This window comes from Stutzerimonas chloritidismutans, assembly GCF_038562055.1.
GTDB classification, from domain to species: domain Bacteria; phylum Pseudomonadota; class Gammaproteobacteria; order Pseudomonadales; family Pseudomonadaceae; genus Stutzerimonas; species Stutzerimonas chloritidismutans_A.
Window position 1 is genome coordinate 25,935 of the sequence record NZ_JBCFXD010000010.1, and the last position, 24,440, is coordinate 50,374.

Annotated in this window: 23 protein-coding genes; 10 read left to right on the forward strand and 13 right to left on the reverse strand. The window is 59.2% G+C overall.

The genetic code is table 11. The features are described from left to right. Window positions 1-7 precede the first annotated feature (7 nt). The 3 genes from AAGW23_RS15355 to AAGW23_RS15365 all read right to left on the reverse strand — a co-directional run bounded on the left by AAGW23_RS15355 (window position 8) and on the right by AAGW23_RS15365 (window position 3,261). Window positions 8-1,201, reverse strand: coding sequence for an MFS transporter (locus tag AAGW23_RS15355; protein WP_342407239.1), 1,194 nt, complete (start codon window positions 1,199-1,201; stop codon window positions 8-10). Between the two features lie 92 nt (window positions 1,202-1,293). Next, the gene (locus AAGW23_RS15360; RefSeq protein WP_342407240.1) at window positions 1,294-2,283 is read right to left on the reverse strand and encodes a GlxA family transcriptional regulator; all 990 of its coding nucleotides are present in this window, start codon (window positions 2,281-2,283) and stop codon (window positions 1,294-1,296) included. A gap of 177 nt (window positions 2,284-2,460) precedes the next feature. After that, complete coding sequence (locus tag AAGW23_RS15365; RefSeq protein WP_342407241.1) at window positions 2,461-3,261, reverse strand: helix-turn-helix transcriptional regulator; 801 nt, start codon at window positions 3,259-3,261, stop codon at window positions 2,461-2,463. 93 nt (window positions 3,262-3,354) lie between these two features. Between AAGW23_RS15365 and AAGW23_RS15370 the strand changes: the two genes are divergently transcribed. After that, window positions 3,355-3,813 carry a carboxymuconolactone decarboxylase family protein gene (locus AAGW23_RS15370; protein WP_342407242.1) on the forward strand — a complete coding sequence of 153 codons (459 nt, stop codon included), beginning with the start codon at window positions 3,355-3,357 and terminating at the stop codon, window positions 3,811-3,813. A gap of 37 nt (window positions 3,814-3,850) precedes the next feature. On the opposite strand, the gene AAGW23_RS15375 is transcribed toward AAGW23_RS15370, so the two are convergent. Next, window positions 3,851-4,309, reverse strand: coding sequence for a hypothetical protein (locus AAGW23_RS15375; protein ID WP_342407376.1), 459 nt, complete (start codon window positions 4,307-4,309; stop codon window positions 3,851-3,853). Window positions 4,310-4,610: 301 nt separating this feature from the next. Between AAGW23_RS15375 and AAGW23_RS15380 the strand changes: the two genes are divergently transcribed. Further along, window positions 4,611-5,636, forward strand: a complete 1,026-nt coding sequence (locus tag AAGW23_RS15380; RefSeq protein WP_342407243.1) for a CNNM domain-containing protein — start codon at window positions 4,611-4,613, stop codon at window positions 5,634-5,636. Between the two features lie 89 nt (window positions 5,637-5,725). Here the strand turns inward: AAGW23_RS15380 and AAGW23_RS15385 are convergent, their stop codons facing one another. The 3 genes from AAGW23_RS15385 to AAGW23_RS15395 form a co-directional block, all read right to left on the reverse strand. Next, window positions 5,726-6,850, reverse strand: coding sequence for a PQQ-dependent sugar dehydrogenase (locus AAGW23_RS15385; protein WP_342407244.1), 1,125 nt, complete (start codon window positions 6,848-6,850; stop codon window positions 5,726-5,728). Between the two features lie 105 nt (window positions 6,851-6,955). Continuing rightward, on the reverse strand, window positions 6,956-8,248 hold the full coding sequence (locus tag AAGW23_RS15390) for a sorbosone dehydrogenase family protein (protein WP_342407245.1): 1,293 nt from the start codon (window positions 8,246-8,248) through the stop codon (window positions 6,956-6,958). Next, window positions 8,245-8,694, reverse strand: a complete 450-nt coding sequence (locus AAGW23_RS15395) for a DUF2231 domain-containing protein (RefSeq protein WP_425540834.1) — start codon at window positions 8,692-8,694, stop codon at window positions 8,245-8,247. Before AAGW23_RS15395 ends, AAGW23_RS15390 begins: the two co-directional genes overlap by 4 nt. A gap of 384 nt (window positions 8,695-9,078) precedes the next feature. On the opposite strand from AAGW23_RS15395, the gene AAGW23_RS15400 reads away from it, so the two are divergent. Next, window positions 9,079-9,768 carry a NirD/YgiW/YdeI family stress tolerance protein gene (locus tag AAGW23_RS15400; RefSeq protein WP_342407246.1) on the forward strand — a complete coding sequence of 230 codons (690 nt, stop codon included), beginning with the start codon at window positions 9,079-9,081 and terminating at the stop codon, window positions 9,766-9,768. Between the two features lie 179 nt (window positions 9,769-9,947). On the opposite strand, the gene AAGW23_RS15405 is transcribed toward AAGW23_RS15400, so the two are convergent. The 5 genes from AAGW23_RS15405 to AAGW23_RS15425 form a co-directional block, all read right to left on the reverse strand. Next, entirely contained in the window at window positions 9,948-10,328 is a 381-nt protein-coding gene (locus AAGW23_RS15405; protein WP_342407247.1) for a hypothetical protein, read from the reverse strand. Window positions 10,329-10,978: 650 nt separating this feature from the next. Beyond that, a complete protein-coding gene (locus AAGW23_RS15410) occupies window positions 10,979-11,455 on the reverse strand; it encodes an AraC family transcriptional regulator (protein ID WP_342407248.1) in 477 nt (158 codons plus the stop codon). Between the two features lie 514 nt (window positions 11,456-11,969). Then, window positions 11,970-12,419, reverse strand: a complete 450-nt coding sequence (locus tag AAGW23_RS15415) for a hypothetical protein (protein ID WP_342407249.1) — start codon at window positions 12,417-12,419, stop codon at window positions 11,970-11,972. A 115-nt stretch (window positions 12,420-12,534) separates the two neighbouring features. Then, the gene (locus AAGW23_RS15420) at window positions 12,535-12,876 is read right to left on the reverse strand and encodes a hypothetical protein (RefSeq protein WP_342407250.1); all 342 of its coding nucleotides are present in this window, start codon (window positions 12,874-12,876) and stop codon (window positions 12,535-12,537) included. Between the two features lie 1,107 nt (window positions 12,877-13,983). Beyond that, a complete protein-coding gene (locus tag AAGW23_RS15425) occupies window positions 13,984-14,376 on the reverse strand; it encodes a DUF2750 domain-containing protein (protein WP_342407251.1) in 393 nt (130 codons plus the stop codon). Between the two features lie 144 nt (window positions 14,377-14,520). On the opposite strand from AAGW23_RS15425, the gene AAGW23_RS15430 reads away from it, so the two are divergent. Continuing rightward, complete coding sequence (locus AAGW23_RS15430; RefSeq protein ID WP_342407252.1) at window positions 14,521-15,486, forward strand: integron integrase; 966 nt, start codon at window positions 14,521-14,523, stop codon at window positions 15,484-15,486. 163 nt (window positions 15,487-15,649) lie between these two features. Here the strand turns inward: AAGW23_RS15430 and AAGW23_RS15435 are convergent, their stop codons facing one another. Next, complete coding sequence (locus AAGW23_RS15435; protein WP_342407253.1) at window positions 15,650-17,791, reverse strand: TonB-dependent siderophore receptor; 2,142 nt, start codon at window positions 17,789-17,791, stop codon at window positions 15,650-15,652. A gap of 368 nt (window positions 17,792-18,159) precedes the next feature. On the opposite strand from AAGW23_RS15435, the gene AAGW23_RS15440 reads away from it, so the two are divergent. The 6 genes from AAGW23_RS15440 to AAGW23_RS15465 are packed head-to-tail and all read left to right on the forward strand — an operon-like array spanning window position 18,160 to window position 24,328. Continuing rightward, complete coding sequence (locus tag AAGW23_RS15440; RefSeq protein WP_342407254.1) at window positions 18,160-19,170, forward strand: isopenicillin N synthase family dioxygenase; 1,011 nt, start codon at window positions 18,160-18,162, stop codon at window positions 19,168-19,170. Beyond that, a complete protein-coding gene (locus AAGW23_RS15445; RefSeq protein WP_342407255.1) occupies window positions 19,167-19,553 on the forward strand; it encodes a VOC family protein in 387 nt (128 codons plus the stop codon). The genes AAGW23_RS15440 and AAGW23_RS15445 overlap by 4 nt, the downstream gene beginning before the upstream one ends. 26 nt (window positions 19,554-19,579) lie before the next feature. Then, window positions 19,580-20,683, forward strand: a complete 1,104-nt coding sequence (locus AAGW23_RS15450; protein ID WP_342407256.1) for a BMP family ABC transporter substrate-binding protein — start codon at window positions 19,580-19,582, stop codon at window positions 20,681-20,683. Then, window positions 20,680-22,269 (forward strand): ABC transporter ATP-binding protein, encoded by a 1,590-nt coding sequence (locus tag AAGW23_RS15455; RefSeq protein ID WP_342407257.1) that lies wholly within the window; start codon window positions 20,680-20,682, stop codon window positions 22,267-22,269. The genes AAGW23_RS15450 and AAGW23_RS15455 overlap by 4 nt, the downstream gene beginning before the upstream one ends. Next, window positions 22,266-23,402 (forward strand): ABC transporter permease, encoded by a 1,137-nt coding sequence (locus AAGW23_RS15460; RefSeq protein WP_342407258.1) that lies wholly within the window; start codon window positions 22,266-22,268, stop codon window positions 23,400-23,402. Before AAGW23_RS15455 ends, AAGW23_RS15460 begins: the two co-directional genes overlap by 4 nt. Continuing rightward, complete coding sequence (locus AAGW23_RS15465) at window positions 23,402-24,328, forward strand: ABC transporter permease (RefSeq protein WP_342407259.1); 927 nt, start codon at window positions 23,402-23,404, stop codon at window positions 24,326-24,328. The genes AAGW23_RS15460 and AAGW23_RS15465 overlap by 1 nt, the downstream gene beginning before the upstream one ends. Window positions 24,329-24,440 lie beyond the last annotated feature (112 nt).

Below are 24,440 nucleotides of genomic sequence, written 5' to 3' on the forward strand. Positions count from 1 at the left end.
TCAGCAGCTACAGGCTCTTCTCGGTTGGCTGCCTCCGCCGATCCCACTGGGCGATCTGCACCAGTATCACCAGCGTCACGATCGGCAGCAGCCCGATGTTCACCGCAGCCCAGCCGGCTTGGGCGATCAACGCGCCGGAGGCGAAGGACATGACCGCGGCGACGCTGCCGTTGCTCAATTCCATCAGGCCCTGTGCTTGCGCGCGTTCATCGGGTGCGTGGCCTTGGCCCAGCTGGGTGGTACCGGCGACCAGCATCAGGTTCCAGCCAATACCGAGCAGGCAACTGCTGAGCAGGAAGTGCCAATGACTGACGCCGAGCAGCGCGACCAGCGCACTGGCGACCAGCAATCCGCCACCCACGCAGGCGACCAGCCGGCTGCCAAAGCGGTCCACCAGCGGCCCGGCGACGAACGCCGGGAGGAACATGCCGAGCATGTGCCACTGGATGACCTGCCCGCTGGCCTGCAGATTCAAACCTTCGCCATGCATCGCCAGGGGCGTGGCGTTCATCACCAGGATCATCAGACCGTGTCCGGCAGCGGTGGTCAGCACCGCAGCGCGAATGGTCGGGCGCGCCAGCAATGCCTGCCAGCTGACCGTTGGCAGGGCGCTCTGAGCGACTGCTGTGCCGCTGCGCGCCGGGAGGCCAGCCAGTACCACCAGGCCCAGCGCCGCAAGGCTCGCGATCAGCAGATAAGTGCCTGCGAAGGGCACGGCAATCAGGTCACGCGCCATGTGGCCAAGCGTGGGCGCAATCAGCGCGGCCAGCACTCCTCCACCGATCACGCAGGCCGTGGCGCGCCCCTTGAAGGCATCGCTCACCGCTTCCAGCGCGGCGAAGCGGTAATACATCGCCGAGGCCTGGTAGGCGCCGATGGGCAGCGCGCCGAGACAGAGCAGGGTGAAGCTGTCGAGCCAGAGCGACAGCGCGCTGATCAACCCGCCCAGCACGCCAGCCGCGGCACCGATCAGAAAGCCGGCCCGGCGGCCGCGTCGCTGCATCAGTCCGGCCAGTGGTTGTAGGGCCAGCAAGCCACCAAGCATCAGCAGGGCGAGCGGCAGGGTGGCGAGGCCCGCCACCGGTGCCAGCCGCAGCCCGACGATGGAAGTGAAGATGATCCCGGTCATCGAGCAGGACCAGAACAACGCCTGGGCGATGAACAGGCGCAGGACCTGCGGATGATTGAGCAGTAGGTGCATGAGCGTGGTTCCTTGAGGGTGACGAGCGGGCACAGCGCTGCCTGGCCAGAGGCCGAGCGAGCAGGGAAAAGTGAGTGAAGTTCGGGCGAGGGTCAGCCGAAGCGTTGGTAAAACTCTCTCGGGCTGACCGACAGGTGTTTCTGGAAACTGCGCCTTAGGTTTTCCGGGTGGCCGAACCCGGTCAGCCGCGCCACCGTCGCGATCGAGGCCTGGGCATCGAGCAGCAGGTTGCGCGCCGCCTCCAGACGCACCCGTTCGATGTACTGACCAGGGCCCATGCCGGTTTCCTGGCTGAACAGGCGACACAGGGTGCGCGGGGTCATATGCGCCTGGGTGGCCAGCGCCTCGATGGACAGGTCGTCGCCCAGGTGCCCGGGAATCCATTCCAGCAGCGCGGCAAGACGCGCCACGCTGCCGTTCGGTGCGGTCAGCAAGGTGCTGAACTGAGTCTGACCGCCGGGCCGACGCAAAAACATCACCAGGCGTTGGGCAACGGCCAAAGCCCGCGCACGACCGAGATCGGCCTCGACCAGAGCCAGCGCCAGGTCGATGCCAGCGGTGACGCCCGCCGAGCTGAACAGATGCGCCCCCTGCGGATCGGCCGGATCGTAGGTGTGCAAGCGATCACCCTGCACCTCAATGGCCGGGTACTCGCCCAACGCCGCGAGGTCTGCCCAGTGCGTGGTCGCCTTGCGCCCGTCGAACAGCCCCGCCTCGGCCAGGATCAGCGCGCCGGAACAGACTGAGCCCAGGCGTCGTACTTGGGGTTCGGCGAACCGCAGCCAGTCGAGCAGCGCCTGGTCTCGTTTCTGCGTATCCACGCCAAAACCGCCGGGGATCAGCAGGGTATCCAGCGCGGCTGGGTCGCACCCGACCCAGCTAGCGTCCGCCACGAACTGCAGACCTGCAGAGGTCGCGACCGGGCCGACGCTGGCGCCCAGCAAGAGGAGCTTGTAATGCTGCGGCAGACCTTGTCGCTGCTGCTCGACGTTGGCCGAGGCAAATACCTGCATCGGTCCGGTGACATCCAGGCTCATCACATCCGGGTAAATCAGACAGGCGACGGTGCGGGTGGCGTTCATGGCGCGATACTCAGGGTAGATGCCTGCAGTCTGCGGCGGACGCGCCGCCGTCGCAATGACAGGGTTCCCACGGATCTTGCCAGATGGCCCGCGGCTCGGCCCGGTTGGCTAAGGGGTCTGCATCTGGGGGCGGGGAATGTGGCGCATGCACGGCGCTGCCTAGATTGCGCCTTGGACTCAGCTGTTCTTGGTGCGCAAGCGATACTGCCCCGGCGTCATACCGACCACGCTTTTGAAGTCATGGATGAAATGCGCCTGGTCGCTGTAGCCGCAGGCCAAGGCGGTATCGAGCAGCGGCTGGTCGGTGCGTAGCTGATTACGCACCAGCGCCACGCGTTGGATGCGGCTGAACTGCTTGGGCGTCATTCCCACCTGATGACGGAACAGACGCTCAAGCTGCCGCTGGCCGAGCGGTACGCTCTGGAACAGATCGGCCAGACGCGCACGGCCGCCCTCGGCGGCGATCTGCGTCAGCAGCTGTTGCACTGGGGTGCGATGCGTCTGGCTTGCAGGGAGGCGCCTGAGCAATTCGCGCTCGACCACCGCCTGCTGCGCGCCCCGTTCCAGTTCGGCTAGCTGATCGACCAGGCGCGCGAGTCCAAGGCTGGGCCAGTCGGCGTCGTGGAATCCGGCCAGTTCGTCAAGGCCGATACCGAACATCGCGGCGCCCATGCCGGGACTGAAGCGCACGCCCATCATCCTCACCTGACCGACCAACTGCAGGCGGCTGCTGGCCAGCTGAGGGCCGGCGATCAAAGTCCGTGGCCTGCGTGGCGTGCCATCAAAATTCAACGGGTCGGCGAAGTTGAAGATGACGCCACTGCCGCCGTCCGGGTGCAGCATCTGCTCGTCGAAGGTCTGCGAGCCGTCGCCTTCCACCCACCAGAAACGTTGCACGTACGCAGCCAACGTCGGGCTTGGCGGGCGTGTGATGAAACCCTGAAGGGAGGGCAGGCGGCCGTGGACGGAATCGGACATGAGGGGCCCGTTGGAAGATGTCGAAAATCTACAATAGCGCAGCATGGCAGCTGCGTAGCTTTGGTTGCACATTCAAACCGAGGAGTGACTCCAATGCGCATGAACTACCAGACCGCCGCCCCCGACGTAATGACCGCCATGATGGGGCTGGAAACCTATCTGGCACGGCAAAGCCGCCGCGAAGACGGGATCGACAAACCGTTGATGGAGCTGGTGAAGATTCGCGTCTCACAGATCAATCGCTGCGCGTTCTGCATCGACATGCACACCAAAGACGCCCGCGCCATCGGCGAGACCGAGCAGCGCATCTATGCCTTGAATGCCTGGCGCGAAACGCCGTTTTTCACTGAGCGAGAGCGCGCGGCGTTGGCCTGGGCCGAGGCCAATACGCTTTTGCCAAACGGTATCGAGCAAGCCCTGTACGACGAGCTGCGCCAGCAGTTTTCCGAGGCGCAACTGGTCAACCTCACGCTAGTGATCGCGACGATCAACGCCTGGAACCGCTTTGGTGTGTCCTTCGCGCCGGTGCCGGGCAGCTACCAGCCGGAATAGGACACTGACCCACCGCCCGGCCGTAAAGCCTGGCGGCTCAGGGCATGAGGTCCTGGTTGCTCATGGCGCAAAAGCTCTGCGCTTGTTTGGAAGGCGCAAGTGCCCGCAGTTGAGTCATGCATTGGGCCTGACTCGACGTTCGCGCTGCGCTGAGCATGGCATGTTCGTCAACGCTGATCAGGTACGGCCGGTTGTAGCGGGGCCCGTCTCGCCAGATGTTGAACCGGAGATCGCTCAAGGCGCAGCGGTATTGCATATGGCCGGAAAATCCCTTGAGACGGTCGCTCCGGAACACATGGTGGTATTTCTGCCAGTCGCGGGCGCGCTGGCCCTCGCGCACCGCTGCGATGCAGCCGTCCAGGTCGGTGATGACGGGTTCGTGCAAAAAAATGCTCTGCGCCAGGCTCGAGCCATCCAGTTGCATCGTAGCCACAAGATAGACCCGTTGTTCGGCCGCTTGCGCCGTGAGTGCCCCTAGCAGACCCAACGCCAACATCCCTGTTCTGATCAATTCGTATGCTCCTCAATGGCGGTCTTTTCGAAGGGCGCACCCTAGCCGAGGACGCTGTTCGCGAACAAGTTGGGGGGCCACAAACCGATAGGTTCGCATTGCTCGCCGCCCTCAACGACCGGCAATGAACTCCCGGAGGGTGGCGTGGCCTCGAATTCGGCGTCCTGACGTGAGCGTTAAAACGGTTGGGGGGAAATCAAATGTTGCAAGCCGCTCGCCGGTTGCGGCTAACGATTGCCTGCTTTGCTGTAAATTGGTCTGCCATTAGCAACGAAACCTCTCTTACATGACCCTCCTGATAGCGTTCGCTGTCTTATCCATCCTCGTTTCATTCATCTGCTCGATACTCGAGGCTGCGCTGCTGTCACTAACGCCCAGCTTCATCGCCCATCAGAAGGCGTCTCGTCCGAAGCTTTATGAACGTCTGAAAGAACTGAAAGACAAGGTCGATCAACCGCTGGCTGCCATCCTGACGCTCAACACCGTGGCCCACACCGTCGGCGCGACGGGTGTCGGTGCGCAGGTCACCGTGGTGTTCGGCAACGGCTATGTGGGTATCGCGTCGGCATTGATGACGGTGCTGATCCTGGTGCTGTCCGAGATACTCCCCAAGACCATTGGCGCCCGCTACTGGCGCACCCTGGCGCCGTTCCTGCCACCGATTCTCAATGGCATGATCTGGGTCCTCAAACCCTTCATCTTCATGTCGGACATGATCATGCGGCTCGTTGGCGGCAAGGAGCCTGAGCACGATATCCGTCAGGAAATCAAAGCCCTGACCGTGCTTGGCCGCGAGAACAAGAGCCTTGATGAGGACGAGGAGCGCGTCATCCGAAATATCCTCGACCTGCACGAAATCAAGGTTCGCGATGTGATGACGCCGCGCACGGTCTGCGATTACACCTCGCCGGATACCACCATCGAAGCGTTCAAGGAAAAGGTCGCTGACAGCCAGTTTTCGCGCTACCCGGTCATTGGCGATGACGAAGGCCCGTTGGGTTTGGTGTTCCGTTATGACGCCTTGGCCGCGCCGGACGACCAGGCCCCGGTTTCGACGATCATGAAGCCGCTGCGGGTGGCGCCTGAAATGACAAGCGTCGAAAACCTCATGACCCAGTTGCTCCACGAGCGCCAGCACATGTGCCTGGTATACGACGAATTTGGTAGCTGGCGCGGGCTGGTCACGCTGGAAGACATCATGGAAACCATCATCGGCAAGCCGATCATGGATGAAACCGATGACATTCCTAACATGCGGCGCTTCGCCAAGCGTCGCTGGGATCACCGGATCAAGAGGGCTCGTCAGAGCTGATGCTGCAAACGAAATCTGGAGGCCACCAAGCGCTGCGCTGAAGCCATGCGACAGCCGCGCCGCCACCCACGGCGGCGCTGTCATCCGGACTACTTAGGCTGCAGCTCCAGCAACCGCCCCCTGTCGCCATCCTCCAGCAACCAGACGCTGCCGGCCGGGCCTTGCTCGACTTCGCGGATGCGGGCTTTCATGTTGTACCGCGCCGCCTCGCTGGCCTCATCACCGTTCAAGGTAACCCGCACCAACCCTTCCGAGGACAGCCCGCCCAGTAGGGCGTCGCCTTGCCAGTCAGCGAACCGCTCACCGCTGTAGATCACCAAACCGGCAGGGGAGATTACGGGTGTCCAGGAAACCTTGGGTGCGATGAATTCAGGACGCGTGTCGTGATCTGGAATCGGGCGCCCGCCATAGTGGTTGCCGTTGGAAACTTCCGGATAGCCGTAGTTGCCGCCTTTTTGGATCAGGTTGAATTCGTCGCCGCCTTCCGGGCCCATCTCGTGTTCCCACAGCCGCCCTTGTGCGTCGAAGGCGATCCCCAGCGGATTGCGATGCCCGAGTGACCAGATCTGGGCCGTCACCCCACCTTGATCAGCGAATGGATTGTCGGCAGGCACGCTGCCGTCGTCGTTCAGGCGAATCACTTTGCCGAGATTGGCGTTCATGTCCTGTGCGGGCGTGAATTTCTGTCGCTCGCCGGAGGTGATCCACAACTTGCCCTCCGGGCCGAACGCCAGGCGATGTCCATAATGGCCTTTGCCGGATACCTTGGGCGACTGCCGCCAGATCACTTGCGTGTCTAGCAGCTCGCCGCCGTCGGCGCCGCGTTTCAGGGTTGCGCGGGCAACGGCTGCGCCCCGGTTGCCGTCCTCGCCATGCTCGGCGTAACTGAGGTAGATGACGTTGTTTTGTGCGAAATCCGGATGGAGGATGACGTCACCGAGCCCGCCCTGACCGCCGTAGGCCACCTCTGGCACGCCGTTGATTTCGTGAACCGCCCCGGTTTCAACGTCGATGTGCTTGAGCGCGCCCCGTTTCTCCGTGACCAGCGCCGTACCGTCCGGCAGGAAGGTCATCGCCCAGGGTTCGGCAAAGTTTGCTCGAGGCGTCACGCTGAACGGCCATTGGCTCTTTTCAACCGCCGCGGGGGCGGCGATAGCGAACGAAGCCGCACCTGCAGCCATGGCGCTAACAATCTTCAAAGAAAGCTGTTTCATCGCCTTCTGACTCCTACAATCAGGCCCCAGCGAAACCGCACTGGGGCCATTGAGCAGTGCTGGGCCTGCGCCGGGCCTATCGCTCAGCGCGGCCGTTCGTTGACCTTACTGCGTTCGGCTTACCCGCCACACGATGTTGGCCAGGTCGTCCGCGACGATGAGTGCACCTTTCGGATCGACCGTTACGCCCACCGGCCGACCATGCGTGCCTTCGGCCGTCCGAAAGCCCGTCACGAAATCAACCGGCTCGCCCGTGGGTCGGCCATTGCGGAACGGCACGAACACCACCTGATAACCAGAGGGATCTTCGCGGTTCCAGCTGCCGTGCTCGCCAACGAATGCGCCCTCGGCAAACTTCTCACCCATGACCGGCGAGGAGAAGTCCACACCCAGTGCCGCCACGTGCGGGCCCAGCGCATAGTCCGGCTTGATCGCGGCGGCGACCAGATCTGGGTTCTGGGGGCGGACGCGCTCGTCCACATGCTGGCCCCAGTAGCTGTAGGGCCAGCCGTAGAAGCCGCCTTCTTGTACCGAGGTGAGGTAGTCGGGAACCAGGTTAGGTCCGAGCTCGTCCCGCTCGTTGACCACTGCCCACAGCTGGTCTGTGCCGGGCCGTATAGTCAATGCCGTCGGGTTGCGCAGCCCTGTGGCGTAGGGCTTGTGGGCGCCAGTTTCCGCATCGATCTGCCAGATCATCGCGCGGTCAACCTCAGCCTCCATGCCACGTTCGGTGATGTTGCTGTTCGAGCCGATGCCGACATACAGAAAGCGTCCGTCCGGGCTCGCCGTCAGGGCTTTGGTCCAGTGGTGATTGATCCGATAGGGCAAGTCGGTGACCTTCACCGGCTCGCCGCTGGCTTCGGTCTGTCCATCCTCATAGGTGAAGCGCACCAGCGCATCCTGATTGGCAACGTACAGGTTGCCGTTGGCCAGGGCCAAGCCATAGGGCGCATTGAGGCCGTCCGCAAACACCTTCTGCAATTCATACACGCCGTCGCCGTCAGCATCACGTAGTAAGGTCAGGCGGTTGCCACTTTTGACTGAAGTGGTCCCCTTTGCCTTGATATAGCCGGCGATCACATCTTTTGGCCTGAGCTTGGACGCATTGCCTCCGCGGCCTTCGGCCACGATGATGTCCCCGTTCGGCAAGACCAGCGTCTGACGAGGGATCTGCAGATCGGTTGCGATCGCACTGACCGTGAAGCCCTCGGGGACCGTAGGCTTTTTATCGCCCCAGCCGACCGGGTCCGCAATCGTCATGCTGGGCAGCAGCCCGCGTTGTGGCTCGTCGAGCTTCGGGTTCTCGCCTTTCACGAGCGCGATGTCCTGATCCGCGCCGCCACAGGCGCTCAAAAGCAGCGCCACGGTCAGGGCGCTCATTGGGCCTGCATACTTCATGCTTCACCTCCCGAACGTAGATTGGTAAAGCCGATCCAGGTCGCCGCGCAGGCCAGAACGGTGACGATCACCGATAGAACCAGGCCGGATGGCATGCTCGCCCAGGCATCCTTGGCGTGGACGAGGGCGTTGAAAAAGCCCAGCACCCAGGTGGCGACCAATAACAAAAAGTAGATCAAAGGCCTACCTTGCTTGTGGGTCGCTTTGACCAGGTTGACCAGCGCGAACAGGATCGCCAACCCACAGAAAACCAGGCCTCCGGCGATCAGCCATGAGGCGAAGTTTGTCCACTGAATCTCATAGGTCTGGAAGTAGGCGATATCAGTTAGCAGGCCGCCAAGAAACAGAGGAACGGTCCCTGCAAGCAACGTCGCGTGAATCGGGTTCGGTACATGATGGGAAATACTGTGCGTCGTGTGGTGCGTGCTGTGGGTGATAACGGTCACGGAGGCATCCTCATCGCTGGGCGATCCAAGCCTGATGCATCGCGCGGATGCGCCTGCTGCCTGAAACGCTCTGACTGTGCATAAATGGGGATCGCGCCGTGGGGGTGGAAGTTCACTTGCTTCGACGAGGCGCTTGTTCATGCGAACAAAACGAAGCCCTTCCTGCGCGAGCATTCAGCCCTCATAAGCCAGAATGCTCGCGCTCAAACGCCGATGTATGAGAAATGTCGGATAACTAGGTGAATCAGTGAGTGCGTCATTTAAGACTGCGCGTACTGGGCCGGTTCAAACGAGGCCGCTGAACTTTTAAAAAGTTGCATTTGTCGTGATTGGTAAGGGGCCATCAATGGCGCCTTCTATCCCACTCAACTTGGAGGAAGCATTGTGAAAACATCTGCATTCGCTCTCAGCCTACTGGCCTCGGCGCTCATCGCTGCCCCAGCAATGGCGCAAATGCCGAAGCTTCAGCCAGACGATACATACGTATCCATCAGCGGTACGGTTTTAGCCGCCGAGGATGACGAGTTCACGCTCAATTACGGTAACGGGCAAATCAGCGTCGAGATGGACGATATGGGCTGGCAAGGCAATCAACCCGATCTGATTACCGGTGATGAGGTGACGGTTTACGGGCGCGTCGAACAACACTTCTTCGTCGATGCCTCAATCGAGGCAGACAGCGTCTTCATTAACGACCCGGCAACCTATTACTACTCTTCGCCGAGCACCGATATGACCACATTTACGGTAATGGACGTAACGCCGGTAACTCCCGTCGTGGTGGGTGACCTGGTGCTTACCGGGACCGTGAAAAGCGTGAAAGATCGCCAGTTCACCATCAATACGGGGGATCTTGAGTTCACCGTAGATACCAGCGGCATGAAGAACAATCCGCTCGACAGTGAGGGGCGTCAGAAGGTTGAAACGGGTGACACCGTATCCGTTGCCGGCAACCTGGGCAGCGGCGCGATCGGTGATCGCAAGCTAAACGCCGAATCAATCGTCGTGCTTCAAGACCAAAGTCAGCAAGGTCAACAGAAGCAGGGCAGCCAGAAAACCCAGAGCAGCAACTAACCATGGCGCCTCGGCCAGCCTGAGAGCAGGAGCTCCCAGGCTGGCACTGGGCCAGTCGCACAATCATCGCGGCCAGAACCCAATGTATATCCCAGGACGAGCAGGCTTGAATTTCTGGGCTGCGCACTCCGCCAGCGGTCAACCGGCCAATCCTTGTGGCCAGTGGAGTCAGCGCTCGGTCAAGTCCAGAAGTCAGCCCACGCCCGCCAGGACCAGAAGACAAAGGGCGCGCCATACAACAGAAGCGTGACAGTGGTCACCCACCCCCAAACTCGTCCGTGCCGTAGCGGCGCCAACGCGGTTGGCAGCAAGTTGGACATCTTGAGCAGCGCTAGACTCAAACGTATCTCGTAAACGCAGAAGAAGAGCGACAACAACATACCTGCGAGCGAAATTGATAGCGTCAATTCAAGTACTTGCACAGGGCCCGAGATCACCGTCCAGTACGCTATAGCCGTTGAGCCCATGGTGGTAAAAAACAAGGGCAACAACAGAAAGCGTATACCACTGTAATGTTTAAATAATTCCAGTGACGCCTTTTCCTCATCATTGAACGTCATGTTATAGCCTCGACCAAAGGCGACCAGTGGGGAATATGAGCTGCGGATAAGTTTAAGAAACGTCAAAATCTCCGTGGTTAGCTCTGGTGAGATTAGTCTATGTATACCACTGTTTATTTGCTAGCTCGGTAAATGTGTCAATCCGCCTGAGGAAGGCGAAAATACTGATAATGCTCCGGCGAATAGGCAGCGGTTTCAGAGCTGGAACAGCCTCAAGTAAAGCGTGTACCGCTGGTGTCAGCATGAAAAGTCATAACGAATGGTTAGAGGCCAGCTTGAACCGCTTGTTAGGCTGTGGAGTGACGTTCCCGCCGCAGTGCGATGCCGCATAGTGGCCGAACTGCTTACGATCTCCAAGCCAGTGCGTACCGACTGATTCACACGGCTGCATGCCTCTCGTCCCCGGACCTGGAGCCAAGGCACGCACTGACGACGGGCTTCAAGCAGCCGCAGCGGATGCGTATTGAAAAACAAACACGCGGCGGCAATGCGAACTTCCATGTATGTACCAGCCTTAAAAAGAAAGAACGCCTAACGCCGCGTTAAGTGGCGAACAACGCGACCACCCAACATAACCGATTGTGACGTACACACTAAAGCTGAATCAAACTGAAAATGCCAAGCGTTGTAAATCCGTCTTAAACATTTTGTTAGCTTTTTGGACTTGGAGCTAGGCCAAACTGGATTTCCACGACATTATTTTCTGAATCTGGCCCGTCCCATGTATGGTAAACCTCTCGGCTTTCCCCGGAACATTCCAAGTTTACGGCGTTAATTTCTTCTAAAAGTGGTTGATAACCCATCTCGAATAATTGATGCAAACTACCTTCGTAAGTACGACTTGCGCAGTAAAACTCAGTGACTGTGTCTAATACTATGTCATCACCACTTGGTACTTGTTTGATTTCTGAAACAGGAAGGCAAAAATCCACTGTAAAAATAGTTTCAATATCTTTTGGGAGCCCGTGCGAAATAAAGTGCCAAGGACCAACAACACACGCTCCTATTTCTTCTGCTTTCTCGTAAATTCTTCCACAGCATTCGGCACTCTGTGGACCTACTTCTGGAATGGTTAAATTACGTCTAATACGTAAAATGCTACCGACATCTGTATTCTTAAATTCCATGATAACTCCATTAATTATCGAAAGACGGCTAACGTTTGGTTAAGGGGCGGGCTTTAGCGGGTCCCGAGTGAGCGAAGCGAGCGGTTTGAACCAGTAATTAAAGGTTCTGCGCGCACGGATGACTTATTTGTGGCTCCCAATAACCGCCGCTACCGTGATATGTCTCGGCGTGGAGGGAAAAGCGCTCACCGCAATTTGAACAACAAAAGTTATATTCAACAATGTCGCCCCATGATTCGTTCGATGCTACAGCTGCAAATGAATTTTGATTTATTGATTCGAGGTCTGGCAGTTCGACTGTTGTGCCGTCATCCACGTTTTGCTTGGCGATTTTTATTAATTTAAGAAAATCGCTCGGCTGCCGAATTCAGTAGCGAACACAAAGATCGACGCAATTCTCGCACGGCATCGAACGATAACTTCTAACGCCTTACTAATAGGCGCATAAATGCTTGGCTAAAATTAGCGACGAAGGAGCGCAAGCCAAGAATTTTGCGTCCTTTTGAGTAATTTGTTAGCTGTAATTTTTACGCATACTATCCATTTCTTTTTTTAACTGAACCTTGAATTTTCCACTTATTTCTAGGACCTTAGGAAGATCATTAATTTTAGCTGTGGGGTTTTCAAAAGTTCCATCACCTAATGATAAGCATTCGTCAATCATGCTCTGTAGTTCAGAACTAAGTAAATGTTGGTGGGCAACAAAGTTTTTGTAATTAGATTTATCGATAAAAAATGTTGGTAATGTTTGATTGGCTGACACTATTACCGTATACATGGGGCCATATAGTGCTGAAAGCTTTTTATCAATTAAAGCTTTCTTTTCCTTCTTAGATTCTCTGAGCTCATAAAGTATAAAGTCTTTAAGCACCGTAATTACAATGGCAGTGATGGCGCCAATTAATGCAGGAATAACTACTTTCCCCGAGTCTGTTGATAAATAAGATGCAAATGATTCTAGCATTCGAACCTCCATTTACAGCTAACGATTAAGCTAACAGGCGAGCAAAAGCAGAGCTTTTGCGAGTCCGGTGAGAGAAGCGAACGGTGTTGAGCGACTTGTTAGATAGCATGTTCGCTTACCACCTTGCCAGAAAGTAGCCCATAGATTGCAGTCTTGCCATGTAATTGCGCAGATACAGAATGCCTGGTGTAACGACAAGCACCCATGCTGCCATGACTGTGGCCAAGTACGACCAGCTTTTAAGGGTCAAGCCATCGGGCGAGGAGTCGAGAATGTATAAAAGACCTGCTCCGATGGCACCTGCAAGGAGAAGATACGCGGCTACGCTTGCTGTTATTTTCTTTGCCCCATTGAGGCGGCTGCCTAACAGCAGCAGAGTATGTGTGTAGAGGACCAATGCTGCCGTTATTCCAGCAAGTGCTGCAGTAGTTCGTATTCCGAGCTCGAACCAAGGCATCAGGAGACTCCTGCAATCTAACGTTTGGTTAAGGGGCGGGTTTTAGCCTGTCCCAGTGAGCGAAGCGAACGATTTGAACCAGTTGTTAGGCAGTGGTTGAATTCGAGCACGGTTAATGAATTGTATTTTTTGCAAGGATCACTATGTGTAGAAATAAAAATATGAAGCCGATTTCTCTGGCTGCGCTGAGTAAGCTATAGCACCAAGCTGATTTGGATGAAATTGAAACGAGTGTAGTGTTGGGCTCTTGTTCAGTGTTGCGGCAGGCTTTTTCTCTAAGATGACCATGAGTTAAGGCGCTAAATATTAGAATGAATGCGATTACAATTTTTGTTTTGTCATCGTGTGAGACTGCAGTTGTATTGTTTGTTATTACATGAAGTGCTGTGCCAATAGAGCACAGCACTAACCCGGCTATAGAAAGAAACTTGCTGGATTTGCTTGATCTTCTAGTGTTTGTAAATACTTGAAACGGTTTGAATTGTTTTTCAGTTTGTAGTCGTTCTTCAAGAGCGATTGCATAGTTGGGCAGAAAAAGAATTGAACCTAGTAGAAATGTAATTAATGGCAATTTTCGGCCCTCCAATGGCACTGAATCATAGCGCAGCTTAACGTTTGGTTAAGGGGCGGGCTTTAGCCCGTCCCAGTGAGCGAAGCGAACGATTTGAACCAGTTGTTAGGCTCAATAATTGCCCTGTGGTTTCCACTCAAAGATTACGCCTTTAGCTTTACGCTCTAATAACCCTTGGCAAAAAACTTAACTCTGACGCACGATTTTTAATACGTCGTCACATGCAAGTGTCTCGGACTTGAAGCGGTTTTCTGAGATTTTCTGACCTCGCTCAAAAAGTAAAACAATCCAATTTTTTTCGGTCTGCTTGTTTATGGTTATGTACATGTCTGTGCTTAGCGGGTGTTGATATGACAAACCGTTACCGGAGTAAGGCCCGAGCTTTGGGTGCAGGATATGGTGTAGTTGCGCAATATTCATATTGAAATGCTGAGTCCGTTCTTGGTGCCTAACGATTAAGCTAACGGGCGGCCAAAAGCGCAGCTTTTGGACGTCCAGCGAACGAAGTGAGCGATAGTTGAGCGCATTGTTAGCCGTTACTCATAATTTTGTAGTTCTGCTTTTATGTCTTGAAGCAATTGGCTGGCGGGGACTATGACTGCCTGGAAGTTTCCGACTGGAAAGACTGCGAGCTGAACGAGTTCATCTTGCATGTCCGGCAACCACTCACCTAAGAAGGCTTCTAGCTCAATAGGCTCCGGCACATAATTTTGCCACTGACCTTGTGCTTGGAGCTTGGCATATTCTGGATGCGGCCACAGCGGAAAGGCTTCTACTCCTTCGCTGCCAGCTGAGGCCCACCCGCCTGTAGTATGAAGCCCCCACACCTGCTCCCAGTCTGTAACTCGCTTTATGAAATGTGCATACCGAGCCGGGCCATCAAGTGCTGAGACCTGCTCAATTTCCTTTTGAGTAACTCTGTAAGTCATAAGGGCGGCTAACTATAATTAGACACCAAGTGGTGTATAAGACGCCCGACGGGACTGGTGGATAACGTTCCTTGCCATAGTTGCGCTCCTTGTCTAGGCTGGGCCTTCCAAAGGGATGATGACGGTATAAGGGAGTTATACCCCATGGACGGAAAGCCGCGATTGCTCGATCAGGTTCGCGACCAGATCAGGCTGAAACACTACTCGATAAGAACTGAACGTGTCTATTGCGAGTGGATCAAGCGCTACGTACGGTTTCATAACTATAAGCACCCGCTTGAGATGGGTGCTGCGGAAGTGGAAGTTTTTCTTTCTGACCTTGCGGTTCGCCGCGACGTTTCTGCTTCTACGCAGAATCAAGCGCTTGCTGCGCTGCTGTTTCTTTATAAGCAGGTGCTCAAACAGGATTTACCCTGGCTTGGCGAGGTAGTGCGCGCCAAGAAACCCGCGCGCCTGCCGGTCGTGCTGTCTATTCAAGAAGTGCAGCGGATCCTCAGCCTGCTTGAGGGGGAGGTCGGCCTTGTCGCTCGACTCTTATACGGCGCCGGGCTTCGCTTGATGGAGGCGTTGCGGCTGCGGGTGAAGGACGTGGACTTTGCGCGTAACGAACTCATTATTCGCGACGGTAAGGGGCAGAAGGATCGTGTGACGGTGTTGCCTGTAAGCGTGATTGAGCCCCTCAGGCATCACCTGGCGAGGGTGCGGGTGATGCACCAACAGGCATTGGCCGAGGGCGGGGGCGATGTCTATCTCCCGGACGCATTATCACGAAAGTACCCCAAGGCCCCTTGGGAGTGGGGTTGGCAGTATGTATTCCCTGCGGCGGGACTGTCAGTGGACCCGCGCAGCGGGGCCGTACGCCGCCATCATCTGGATGAAAAGCGCGTGCAGCGCGCCTTCAAGCGCGCGGTAACGGCATCGGGGATTGCCAAGTTGGCAACGCCGCATACGCTGCGTCACAGCTTCGCGACGCATCTGTTGGAAAGCGGGCAGGACATTCGTACGGTGCAGGAGCTGCTCGGGCACGCTGACGTCAAGACAACCATGATCTATACACACGTGCTAAATCGAGGTGGCCTCGCCGTACTGAGCCCGCTTGATCGTATATAGCCGAGTTGAACGCGGGCTGGGGTTTTTGGCACTGGCACCATGACGCCTGCATGTCGGATCGAGCGCTATCTCACGCTATGTGGTGCGTGCTGAGCGTCATGTGAAGGCAGGCGTTGTGTCGTCTCGGAAAGCGGCAGTCCGCTTTCCGAGAGACGGCGGGTGGTTACAACTCGATGGAGATACCGGCCTGCAGGGTGCGGGGAGCACCTGGATAGGCCCAGATGTTGCCCCAGGCGCGTTCGTCGTATTTCTCGTCGAAGACGTTGTCGAGGTTGAGATTGAGGCGAATGCGGTCGGTGAGCGGGTAGTAGGCCAGCAGATCAACCACGGTGTAGGCGCCCATGTCGAAAGCGGTGTTCGAGGTGCTGCCTTTACGTGAACTGACGTATTTGACGCCGACTCCCAGGCCCAGCCCGTCCAGTGCACCGTTGTCGAATTCGTAGGTGTCGAGCAGGTTGAAGCTGTGCTCCGGCACGTTGGCCAGACGGCTGCCCACTGGCATGGCGGCGCTGTTGCTCTCGGTGACTTCAGCGTCAACGTAGGCATAGCCACCAATCACGCGCCATTGAGGGGTGACGTTGCCCGCAATGCTGAGATCGAAACCGCGGCTGCGGACCTCGCCTGCGGCCACTTGGAAGGACTGCGAGCCGACGTTTGCCGGATCAGCCGTCAGCACGTTTTCCTTGGTGATGTGGAACAGTGCGGCCGTCACGCTCAGGTTGTGTTCCGGCAACTCGTACTTGATGCCGGTTTCGTAGGCGATGCCTTCTTCTGGGTCAAATGCCTGGCTGCTGCGGTCGGCGCCACGGTTGGGCTTGAACGAGCGGGAGGCGTTGGCGTAGACGGCCAAGGCCTCGGTCAGGTCGTAGATGGCGCCAATGCGCGGCGAGACGGCGTTATGCGCCTGCTCCCAGCTGCCGGCGGGCGAAAGCTTGTTGAGGTAGTTCTGCTCGAAGCGCTCCAGACGCGCACCCAGCTGCAGGGTGAAGCGCTCGGTCAGCTCGACCTGATCCTGCATATAAAAAGCATAGGATTTCAGGTCTTCGTCATCGAAGGTGGTGGTGCGGGTGATGGCTGGCAGCGGCTGGCCATAGACCGGTTGGTAGATGTCGAGTGGGAAGGCGCCGTTGCCGGCAGCGGAACGATCAATTCGTGAGTTGTAATTGAAGTCGTCGTACTCGACGCCGGTCAGCAGCGTATGCATGACGCCCAGCGCGCTGAAGCGGCCTTCGGCATTGGCCTGGACGGCGAAGTCGTTCCATTCCAGCCAGCGTTCGCTGTAATTACGTCCCACAGTGCGGCCGTCAGCGGCCAGCCCGTTGTTCTCGACCGCGCCGCCATCCAGGCTGCCGTCGAGGTATTGCACGCCGCCGCGCAGCGTCCACTGATCATTCAACAGGTGCTCGATGCGCAGCTGGGTCATGGCGTTTTCGTTGGTGAACTTGCCGGCGCTTTCCTCACCGAGAAAGCGATCACGAGGCAGCTGGCCTTGCTGGTCGGCGTACCGCGTGACGCCGCGGTCGAGTGGGTGACGGTTGTGCAGGTAGTCACCCTCCAGAATGATCGCTGTAGCCTCGCTGAGGTCCCAGCGCAGCACGGGCGCGACGTTGTAGCGCTCGCTTTCCACATGGTCGCGGAAGCTGTCGGCGCCTTCGGCCACCAGGTTCAGGCGATAGGTGAATTCGGCCTGCTCGTCCAGGGCGCCGGTGGTGTCCAGCGTGCCGCGACGCAGCCCTTCGGTGTTGAACTGAGTGCCCACTACGGTCCGCTGTTCAGCCTGTGGTTGCTTGCTGACGATGTTGAAAGTGCCGCCTGGGTCACCGCGGCCATACAGCATGGAGGCCGGGCCGCGCAGCACTTCGATGCGCTCCAGGGTCGCGGCCTCCGGCATGTTGGGGTAGCCGCGGTTGATGGCGAAACCATTGCGGTAGAACTCCTGGGAGCTGAAGCCCCGAACCAGAAATTCGGTCAGGCCCTGGCCGCCGAAGTTATTGCCACGCTCGACACCACCGGCATAGTCGAGGGCGTCCTCAAGACGGGTGGCGCCGATGTCTTCTATCACCTGCCCTGGGACGACGCTGATCGACTGCGGGATTTCATGAATCGGCGTGTCGGTGCGCGTCGCGCTGACCGTGCGGGTTGCTCGGTAGCCGTCTACCGGACCATCACCGCGCTCGGCCCCAGTGGCGGTGACTTCCATCTGCTCAAGCGCGATGGGCTCGTTGTTTGATTCCGGTTGTTCGGCAGCGTAAGCGGTGGCGGCGAGCGCCTGTAGCGACAGCACAGGCACGAGAAGTCGACGCATTGAGGCATTTCCTTTGGAGGCTTCGAGCAGGGGTGCAGATGCTATAGATGTTGATAATTATTATCAATAAGTGGGCCCCTCGATCGATAGCGCAATGTGGTTTGCTGTTCGACCCCTGGCTGACTCACGCCCGCTTTTCGTGCTTTGCGCACAAACCAAGTGCTCCGAACCGGACCATTTGATCCGTTTTTTCTTCGCCATAACGCTAACCCACTGATCCATAAGCGAATCGATCCGGTGGCACGCTTTCTGCTCTCTCCTCGACAGTCGCCCATGTGCAATGGGCGGCGCATCGCACATACAGAGAAGCGCCTGCGCCATTGGCGACGCGCTCAGGTTCAGCCTTGCGACAGAGGAGTGCGTCATTCATGACTCTGCAATACGTTCCCATCATCGACCTGGCGCCGTACTTCTCCGGTACTCCGGAGGGCAAAGCTCAGGTAGCCAAGGCCGTCGACCAAGCCTGTCGTGACATTGGCTTTCTGGTCATCACCAACCACCGGATTCCAACGGAATTGATCGATCGCGTGTCGCGGCTGACGCGGCAGTTCTTCGCCTTGCCGTTGCCGGAAAAGCGCAAGGTCGACCGTCCCAGCCCCGACATGGTGCGCGGCTACAGCGCGGTGGCGGAGGAGAGCCTGTCCTATTCGCTCGAAGATGCGGCGCCAGGCGATTTAAAGGAGTCCTTCTCCATCGGGCCGAGCGATGTGCCCGCTGAGGACTACTACCGCTGCGTCGCGGCCGGGCCGCATTTCGCGCCGAATGTCTGGCCCAGCGGTATCGAAGGGTTCGAGCAGGCCTATCGCGAATACTTTGGTGCCATGAGCGAGCTGGCGCAGTCGCTGATGCGCATCTTCGCGCTGGCGCTGGAACTGCCGGAAAGCTACTTCGATGACAAGATCGACAAGCACATCAGCATGTTCCGCAGCCTCAGCTACCCGGACCTCAAAGGCGAGGTCGAGCCGGGTCAGCTGCGTGCCGGTGCTCATACCGATTACGGCAGCCTGACCATCGTCAAGCCGGACAACGCCCTCGGCGGTCTGCAAGCACGCAACCGAGAGGGCGACTGGGTGGACGTACCGTATGTCGAAGGCGGCTTCGCCGTGAACATCGGCGACCTGATGATGCAGTGGACCAACGATCAGTGGATTTCCACATTGCACCGGGTGGTCAACCCGCCGGCCGACAGCCCCGTCGACAACGGGCGCCAGTCGCTGGTGTTCTTCCATCAGCCCAACTACGACGCTCTGATCGAGTGCCTGCCAGGCTGCTGCAGTGCAGACAATCCGCCGCGGCACGCGCCGGTCACCTCCGGCGACAACCTGCTCTCCAAGTTCGTTAAGCAGACCACCTTCGGCAAAGGCCTGGAGGTCGCATGAGCACGCTGTCTTACGTCAACGTCTTTGCCCGCGACATCGAGGCGCTGAGTGGTTTCTACCGCGAGCTGTTCGGCTTCCGGAACATTCCCGAGATCGCCTCGCCGATCTTTCGCGGGCTGGATACCGGCAAGAGCTGCATCGGCTTCAATGCGCCTGAGGCGTACGAGTTGCTGCACCTGGACGAATTCGCCGACACCCGCGGCTGCAAGTTTCTGTTGAACATCGACGTCGATTCGAAAGAGGAGGTCGAGCGTCTCGTACCCATCGCCGTCGCCATGGGCGCGACGCTGATCAAGGCGCCCTACGAGACCTATTACCACTGGTATCAGGCGGTGCTGCTTGACCCGGAAGACAACGTGTTTCGCATCAACCACATGCTTTGACGTGCCAACCCTCAGGAAAACTAAAAATGCTCAAACAGATGAAACGGACCTTGTGTGCGGCGGTGGCTCTCGGCCTGGCGACGACTGTTGGCGTCGCCTCGGCGCAGGAAAATGAGGGGCTGACCCTCGATAAGCCGGCGAAGATCGCCATGCTCTACATCAGCCCGCGCAATGACGGCGGCTGGACCCAGGCCTTCGACGAGGCACGGCAGAAGCTCGAAACCGAGCTGGATACCAAGATCCAATACGTCGAAAGCGTGCCGGAGAATGCCTCCTCTATCCGCCCGGCGGTGGACCGGCTGATCCAGCGCGGCGCCAACGTCATCATCGGCACCGCTTTCGGCTATTCGGATACCTTCAAGGAGCTGGCCGACAAGTATCCGGATGTCGCCTTCCTCAACGGCTCGGGCACCACCAACAGCGGCAACCTCGAATCCTTCTACGGACGCACCTACGAAAGCCAGTACCTGTGCGGCATGGCAGCGGGCGCGGCGTCGAAGACCGGCAAGCTCGGCTTTGTCGCGGCCAACCCCTTCGGTCAGGTGAATTGGACGGTCAATGCCTTTGCCCTCGGCGCGCAGCAGATCAACCCGGACGCCACGGTCACCGTGGTCTACACCGGGGCCTGGAACGACCCGGTCAAGGAGCGCGCCGCCGCCATGGCGCTGATCGACGCTGGTGCTGACGTGCTCGGCCAGCACGTCGACAGCCCGACGCCGCAGATCGTCGCGCAGGAGCGTGGCGTGCACGGCACCGGCCACCACCGCGATATGCGCGAGTTCGCCCCGGACGCCACCGTCTGCTCATCGGTCTGGGTCTGGGACAAATTCCTTGCGCCCGAGCTGAAGAAGATCAGCGCCGGCAACTGGACGCCACCGGAAAACGGCGCGCTGCTGTCGATGGCCGAAGGCGGCACCGATGCGGCCTGCTGCGGCCCGGCGGTGTCCGACGCGGACAAGGCCAAGATCATGGCTGCGCGTGAGGAGTTGCTCAAAGGTGAGAAAAAAATCTACGCCGGCCCGATGGTCGACCGCGACGGTACCGAGCGCATTGCCGCCGGTGAAGTGATGGCCGATCCCGCGTTGTGGCAGATGGACTGGTTCGTCAAGGGAGTGATCACTCAGCAATGAGCAACCTCAACGCGATCCAGCTGGCCGGGGTCAGCAAGTCGTTCGACGGCTTCATGGCCCTGTCCCAGGCGGATTTCACCGCCAAGTGGGGCGAAGTGCACGCGCTGCTCGGCGAGAACGGCGCGGGCAAATCCTCGCTGATGAACATCGCCGCTGGCTTGTACGCACCGGAAAGCGGATCGCTGTTGATCAATGACAACGCGGTGCGGCTCAGCGGCCCGCGGGATGCCAGTCGCTACCACATCGGCATGGTTCATCAGCATTTCAAGCTGGTGAAGCCCTTTACCGTGGCCGAGAACATTCAGCTGGCACTGCCCGAGGGGCCGGGCAACCACGCTTTTTCGGGCAGCCATCGCCAACGCCTGGCGACGTTGGAGCAGAAGATCAGCGACAAGGCGGCTGAGCTTGGCTTTGCCATCGACCCGCGCCAGCTCACCGAGTCACTTTCCGTGGCCGAGCAACAGCGGGTGGAAATTCTCAAGGTGCTGCTGGCGGGTGCACGGATATTGATCCTCGACGAGCCGACGGCGGTGCTTACCGATCAGGAAGCCGAGCGCTTGCTGGAAACGGTGCGCGCCTTTGCTCGCCAGGGTGCGGCGGTGATTCTGGTCACGCACAAAATGAGCGATGTAAAGCGCTTCGCCGACCGCGTCACCGTGATGCGCGGCGGACGGACGATCCAAACCCTCGACCCGCAGACGGTCTCGGTGCCGGAACTGGTGCGCCTGACCGTGGGTGAATCCGCACCGGCCAGCGAATACCAGCCGGCGACACCGGGTGAGGTGCGGCTGCAGGTGCGTGACCTCAGATCGACTGGCTTAGGCGGGCGCGGCGCGCTCAATGGCGTGACGCTGAACCTGCGTGCCGGCGAGATCTACGGTATCGCCGGTGTCGGCGGCAACGGCCAGAGCGAGTTGGCCAATGTGCTGATGGGCTTGCCCGAGCCCTTTCAGGGCTCGCTGGAACTGACGGGCTTCGGTGACTTGCGTCAGGCCAGCCCCGAACAACGGCGCCAGCTGCGCATTGCTGCGATCCCGGCTGACCGCTACGGCACGGCCCTGGCCGGCGAGCTGTCGGTGGCCGAGAACTTCGGCGTCGGGCAGGTGCACAGCGGGCGTTACGGTTCTTTCTTCAATCTGCGGCGCAAGCGCCTGGAGGCCGAGGCCGCCGAGGCGGTGGCCGGGTTCGACGTGCAAGGCGTGCGCTCGCTGAAACAGAAGGCTGCGCTGCTATCCGGGGGCAACGCGCAGAAGTTGGTGATTGCCCGTGAATTTTCCCGCGAGCCGCAACTGGTGCTGGTGCACAGCCCCAGCCGTGGCCTCGACGTACGTGCCACTGCCGCGGTGCATGCGCGCCTGCGGGCGGCCCGCGATGCCGGTGCGGCCGTGTTGGTCATCAGTGAAGACCTCGATGAAGTGCTGGCGCTGGCTGACCGCATCGGTGTGATGAACGCAGGACGCATCGTCGCCGAGTTCGACCGACCGGCGGATCGCCAGGCCATCGGCAGGGCAATGGTCAGTCATGGAGAGGCGGGCCACCCAAAGCTCAGTGATCCAGCGGGTCAGGCAGAAGGGGTTCGGTCATGAATGAGCAGGTACGCCCCGTGATGCTGGACCAGGCTGCGTCAGTGGCGAAGCAGTCGAAACAGCCGTTGCTGTCCCGTCGTTACACCTTGGAGATTCGTCAGCAGTTGGCCTGGCATTGGCAGGCGCTGATCATCGGTCTCGCGCTATTGCTCGGCTTGGGCATTTCCGCCGCGATTCTGGTCGCCGCCGGGGTGCCGGCCGGCGAACTGCTCAACGAATTCGTCATCCTCACGGTGTTCGATGCGCAGAGCCTGAAGGCCGTGCTGTTTCAGGCCTCGCCGATGATCCTCGTCGGCCTGGCCGGGTGCATGGCGTTTCGCGCCAAATTCTGGAACCTCGGTCTCGAAGGCCAGATGATCTGGGGCGCCATCGGTGCCACGGCGATCTCGCTGTTCGAGGTCGGCCCTCCCGCGCTGCGCCTGCCGCTGATGCTGGCCGCGGCCATTTTCTGTGGCCTGCTCTGGGCGCTGGCGCCGGTGCTGCTCAAGCTGCGGCTGAAGGTCAACGAGATCATTTCGACGCTGATGCTCAACTACCTGGCGATCAACTTCCTGCTGCACCTGCTCTACGGTAGCTGGAAAGACCCGAAGAGCTCGTTCCCCTATTCGCCGCAGTTCCAGTCGTTCGAGCGCTTGCCCGAACTGTTCGAGGGCTTCAGCGCGGCGGTGCCGCTGGCGGTGATCGTCGCGCTGCTGGCGCTGTGGTTTCTCGGCATTTCCCGCGCCGGTTTGTACCTGCGCTTCGTCGACGCCAATCCCCGAGTGGCGGGGGCCGTCGGGGTGCCGGTGCAGAAGATGATCATCGGCACGGTGCTGATTTCCGGCGCCATGGCCGGGATTGCCGGGTTTCTCGTTACCGCGGGGCAGGAAGGGCGGCTGACGCAGTCGTTCTACCAGGGCTACGGCTTCTCCGGCATCCTCATCGCCTTTCTCGCGCGCAACAATCCCGTGGCCGCGCTGGTGGTGGCATTGCTGATGGCGATGCTGTTCGTCGCCGGGCGCAGTTTGCAGGTGTTCTATCAGATCCCCTTTTCCATGGTGCAGCTGATCCAGGCGATCCTGGTGATCTGCGTCGCCTCGTCGGATTTCTTTATCCGCCACCGTATCCGCCGCGTTCAGGGAGGCGAAAGCTGATGGACATGATCGCCAACTGGCTCGGCAATACGCCGGACTTCGCCGTACCCTTCGCCCTCGCGGCGCTGGGGCTGATTCTCACCGAGCGCGCTGGGGTGCTGGCGCTCGGCGCCGAAGGGCTGATGCTGGTCGGCGCGCTGGCGGGCATCGGCGCGCAGCTCGCTTACGGCACGCCGGGTATCTCCCTTTTGCTGGCCATGGTTGCAGCCTCGGTGGTGTCGCTGCTGCTCGCATTGATGGTGCTGGTGCTGCGGATCAACCAGGTGATCGCCGGGCTGGCGCTGGTGTTCTTCTGTCAGGGGCTCACCGGGCTGCTCGGCACGCTGCTGGACTGGACCAACAAGCCGGTGAAGGGGCTGGGCGCGATCGAGCTGTGGCCGCTGTCGGAGTTGCCACTGCTGGGCAAGGTCTTCGTGCAGAACCCGCTGGTGTTCATGACGCCCCTGATCGTGCTCGCGGTGGTCGCGTTTCTGACGCGCAGCACTACCGGCCTGCGGATGCGTGCGGTCGGAGAGAACCCGCAGGCGGCTGATGCGGCGGGTATTTCAGTGATGGGCTATCGGCTGGCGGCGATTCTCGCCGGCTCCGCGCTGATTGGCCTGGCCGGCGGCTATATCTCGGTGCTCAGTACCAAGCTGTGGATCGCCGACATGACCGGTGGGCGCGGCTGGATCGCCGTGGCGCTGGTGATCTTCGCGCGCTGGTCACCGTGGAAGGCGTTGGCCGGTGCGCTGCTGTTCGGTTGCATCGAGGCGCTGATCCCGCAGCTCGCGGCCGCAGGGGTACGCCTGCCGCAGTACTTCGTGCTGATGACGCCTTATGCCGTAACCCTGGCGGTGATGATCTGGGTGGCAAGCGGCAAGAACATCAGCGGCAATCAGCCGGGCGCGCTGGGTATCCCCTTTATCCGCGAAGAGCGCCGTTAGGGGCGCCGAAGCTCCTGATCGCCAGCCGCTGGAAATCTCGAGCGGCAACCTAACGGCAGTGCCTGACAGTCGATGCGCCCAACGTTGGCAGGCGCATCCTTTGAGAGGTTCG

Bases quoted from the DNA above. Each gene is read 5' to 3' on its own strand.
- AAGW23_RS15355 (WP_342407239.1), bottom strand. From the start codon at position 1,201: ATGCACCTACTGCTCAATCATCCGCAGGTCCTGCGCCTGTTCATCGCC.
- AAGW23_RS15360 (WP_342407240.1), bottom strand. From the start codon at position 2,283: ATGAACGCCACCCGCACCGTCGCCTGTCTGATTTACCCGGATGTGATG.
- AAGW23_RS15365 (WP_342407241.1), bottom strand. From the start codon at position 3,261: ATGTCCGATTCCGTCCACGGCCGCCTGCCCTCCCTTCAGGGTTTCATC.
- AAGW23_RS15370 (WP_342407242.1), top strand. From the start codon at position 3,355: ATGCGCATGAACTACCAGACCGCCGCCCCCGACGTAATGACCGCCATG.
- AAGW23_RS15375 (WP_342407376.1), bottom strand. From the start codon at position 4,309: ATGTTGGCGTTGGGTCTGCTAGGGGCACTCACGGCGCAAGCGGCCGAA.
- AAGW23_RS15380 (WP_342407243.1), top strand. From the start codon at position 4,611: ATGACCCTCCTGATAGCGTTCGCTGTCTTATCCATCCTCGTTTCATTC.
- AAGW23_RS15385 (WP_342407244.1), bottom strand. From the start codon at position 6,850: ATGAAACAGCTTTCTTTGAAGATTGTTAGCGCCATGGCTGCAGGTGCG.
- AAGW23_RS15390 (WP_342407245.1), bottom strand. From the start codon at position 8,248: ATGAAGTATGCAGGCCCAATGAGCGCCCTGACCGTGGCGCTGCTTTTG.
- AAGW23_RS15405 (WP_342407247.1), bottom strand. From the start codon at position 10,328: ATGACGTTCAATGATGAGGAAAAGGCGTCACTGGAATTATTTAAACAT.
- AAGW23_RS15410 (WP_342407248.1), bottom strand. From the start codon at position 11,455: ATGGAATTTAAGAATACAGATGTCGGTAGCATTTTACGTATTAGACGT.
- AAGW23_RS15415 (WP_342407249.1), bottom strand. From the start codon at position 12,419: ATGCTAGAATCATTTGCATCTTATTTATCAACAGACTCGGGGAAAGTA.
- AAGW23_RS15420 (WP_342407250.1), bottom strand. From the start codon at position 12,876: ATGCCTTGGTTCGAGCTCGGAATACGAACTACTGCAGCACTTGCTGGA.
- AAGW23_RS15425 (WP_342407251.1), bottom strand. From the start codon at position 14,376: ATGACTTACAGAGTTACTCAAAAGGAAATTGAGCAGGTCTCAGCACTT.
- AAGW23_RS15430 (WP_342407252.1), top strand. From the start codon at position 14,521: ATGGACGGAAAGCCGCGATTGCTCGATCAGGTTCGCGACCAGATCAGG.
- AAGW23_RS15435 (WP_342407253.1), bottom strand. From the start codon at position 17,791: ATGCGTCGACTTCTCGTGCCTGTGCTGTCGCTACAGGCGCTCGCCGCC.
- AAGW23_RS15440 (WP_342407254.1), top strand. From the start codon at position 18,160: ATGACTCTGCAATACGTTCCCATCATCGACCTGGCGCCGTACTTCTCC.
- AAGW23_RS15445 (WP_342407255.1), top strand. From the start codon at position 19,167: ATGAGCACGCTGTCTTACGTCAACGTCTTTGCCCGCGACATCGAGGCG.
- AAGW23_RS15450 (WP_342407256.1), top strand. From the start codon at position 19,580: ATGCTCAAACAGATGAAACGGACCTTGTGTGCGGCGGTGGCTCTCGGC.
- AAGW23_RS15455 (WP_342407257.1), top strand. From the start codon at position 20,680: ATGAGCAACCTCAACGCGATCCAGCTGGCCGGGGTCAGCAAGTCGTTC.
- AAGW23_RS15460 (WP_342407258.1), top strand. From the start codon at position 22,266: ATGAATGAGCAGGTACGCCCCGTGATGCTGGACCAGGCTGCGTCAGTG.
- AAGW23_RS15465 (WP_342407259.1), top strand. From the start codon at position 23,402: ATGGACATGATCGCCAACTGGCTCGGCAATACGCCGGACTTCGCCGTA.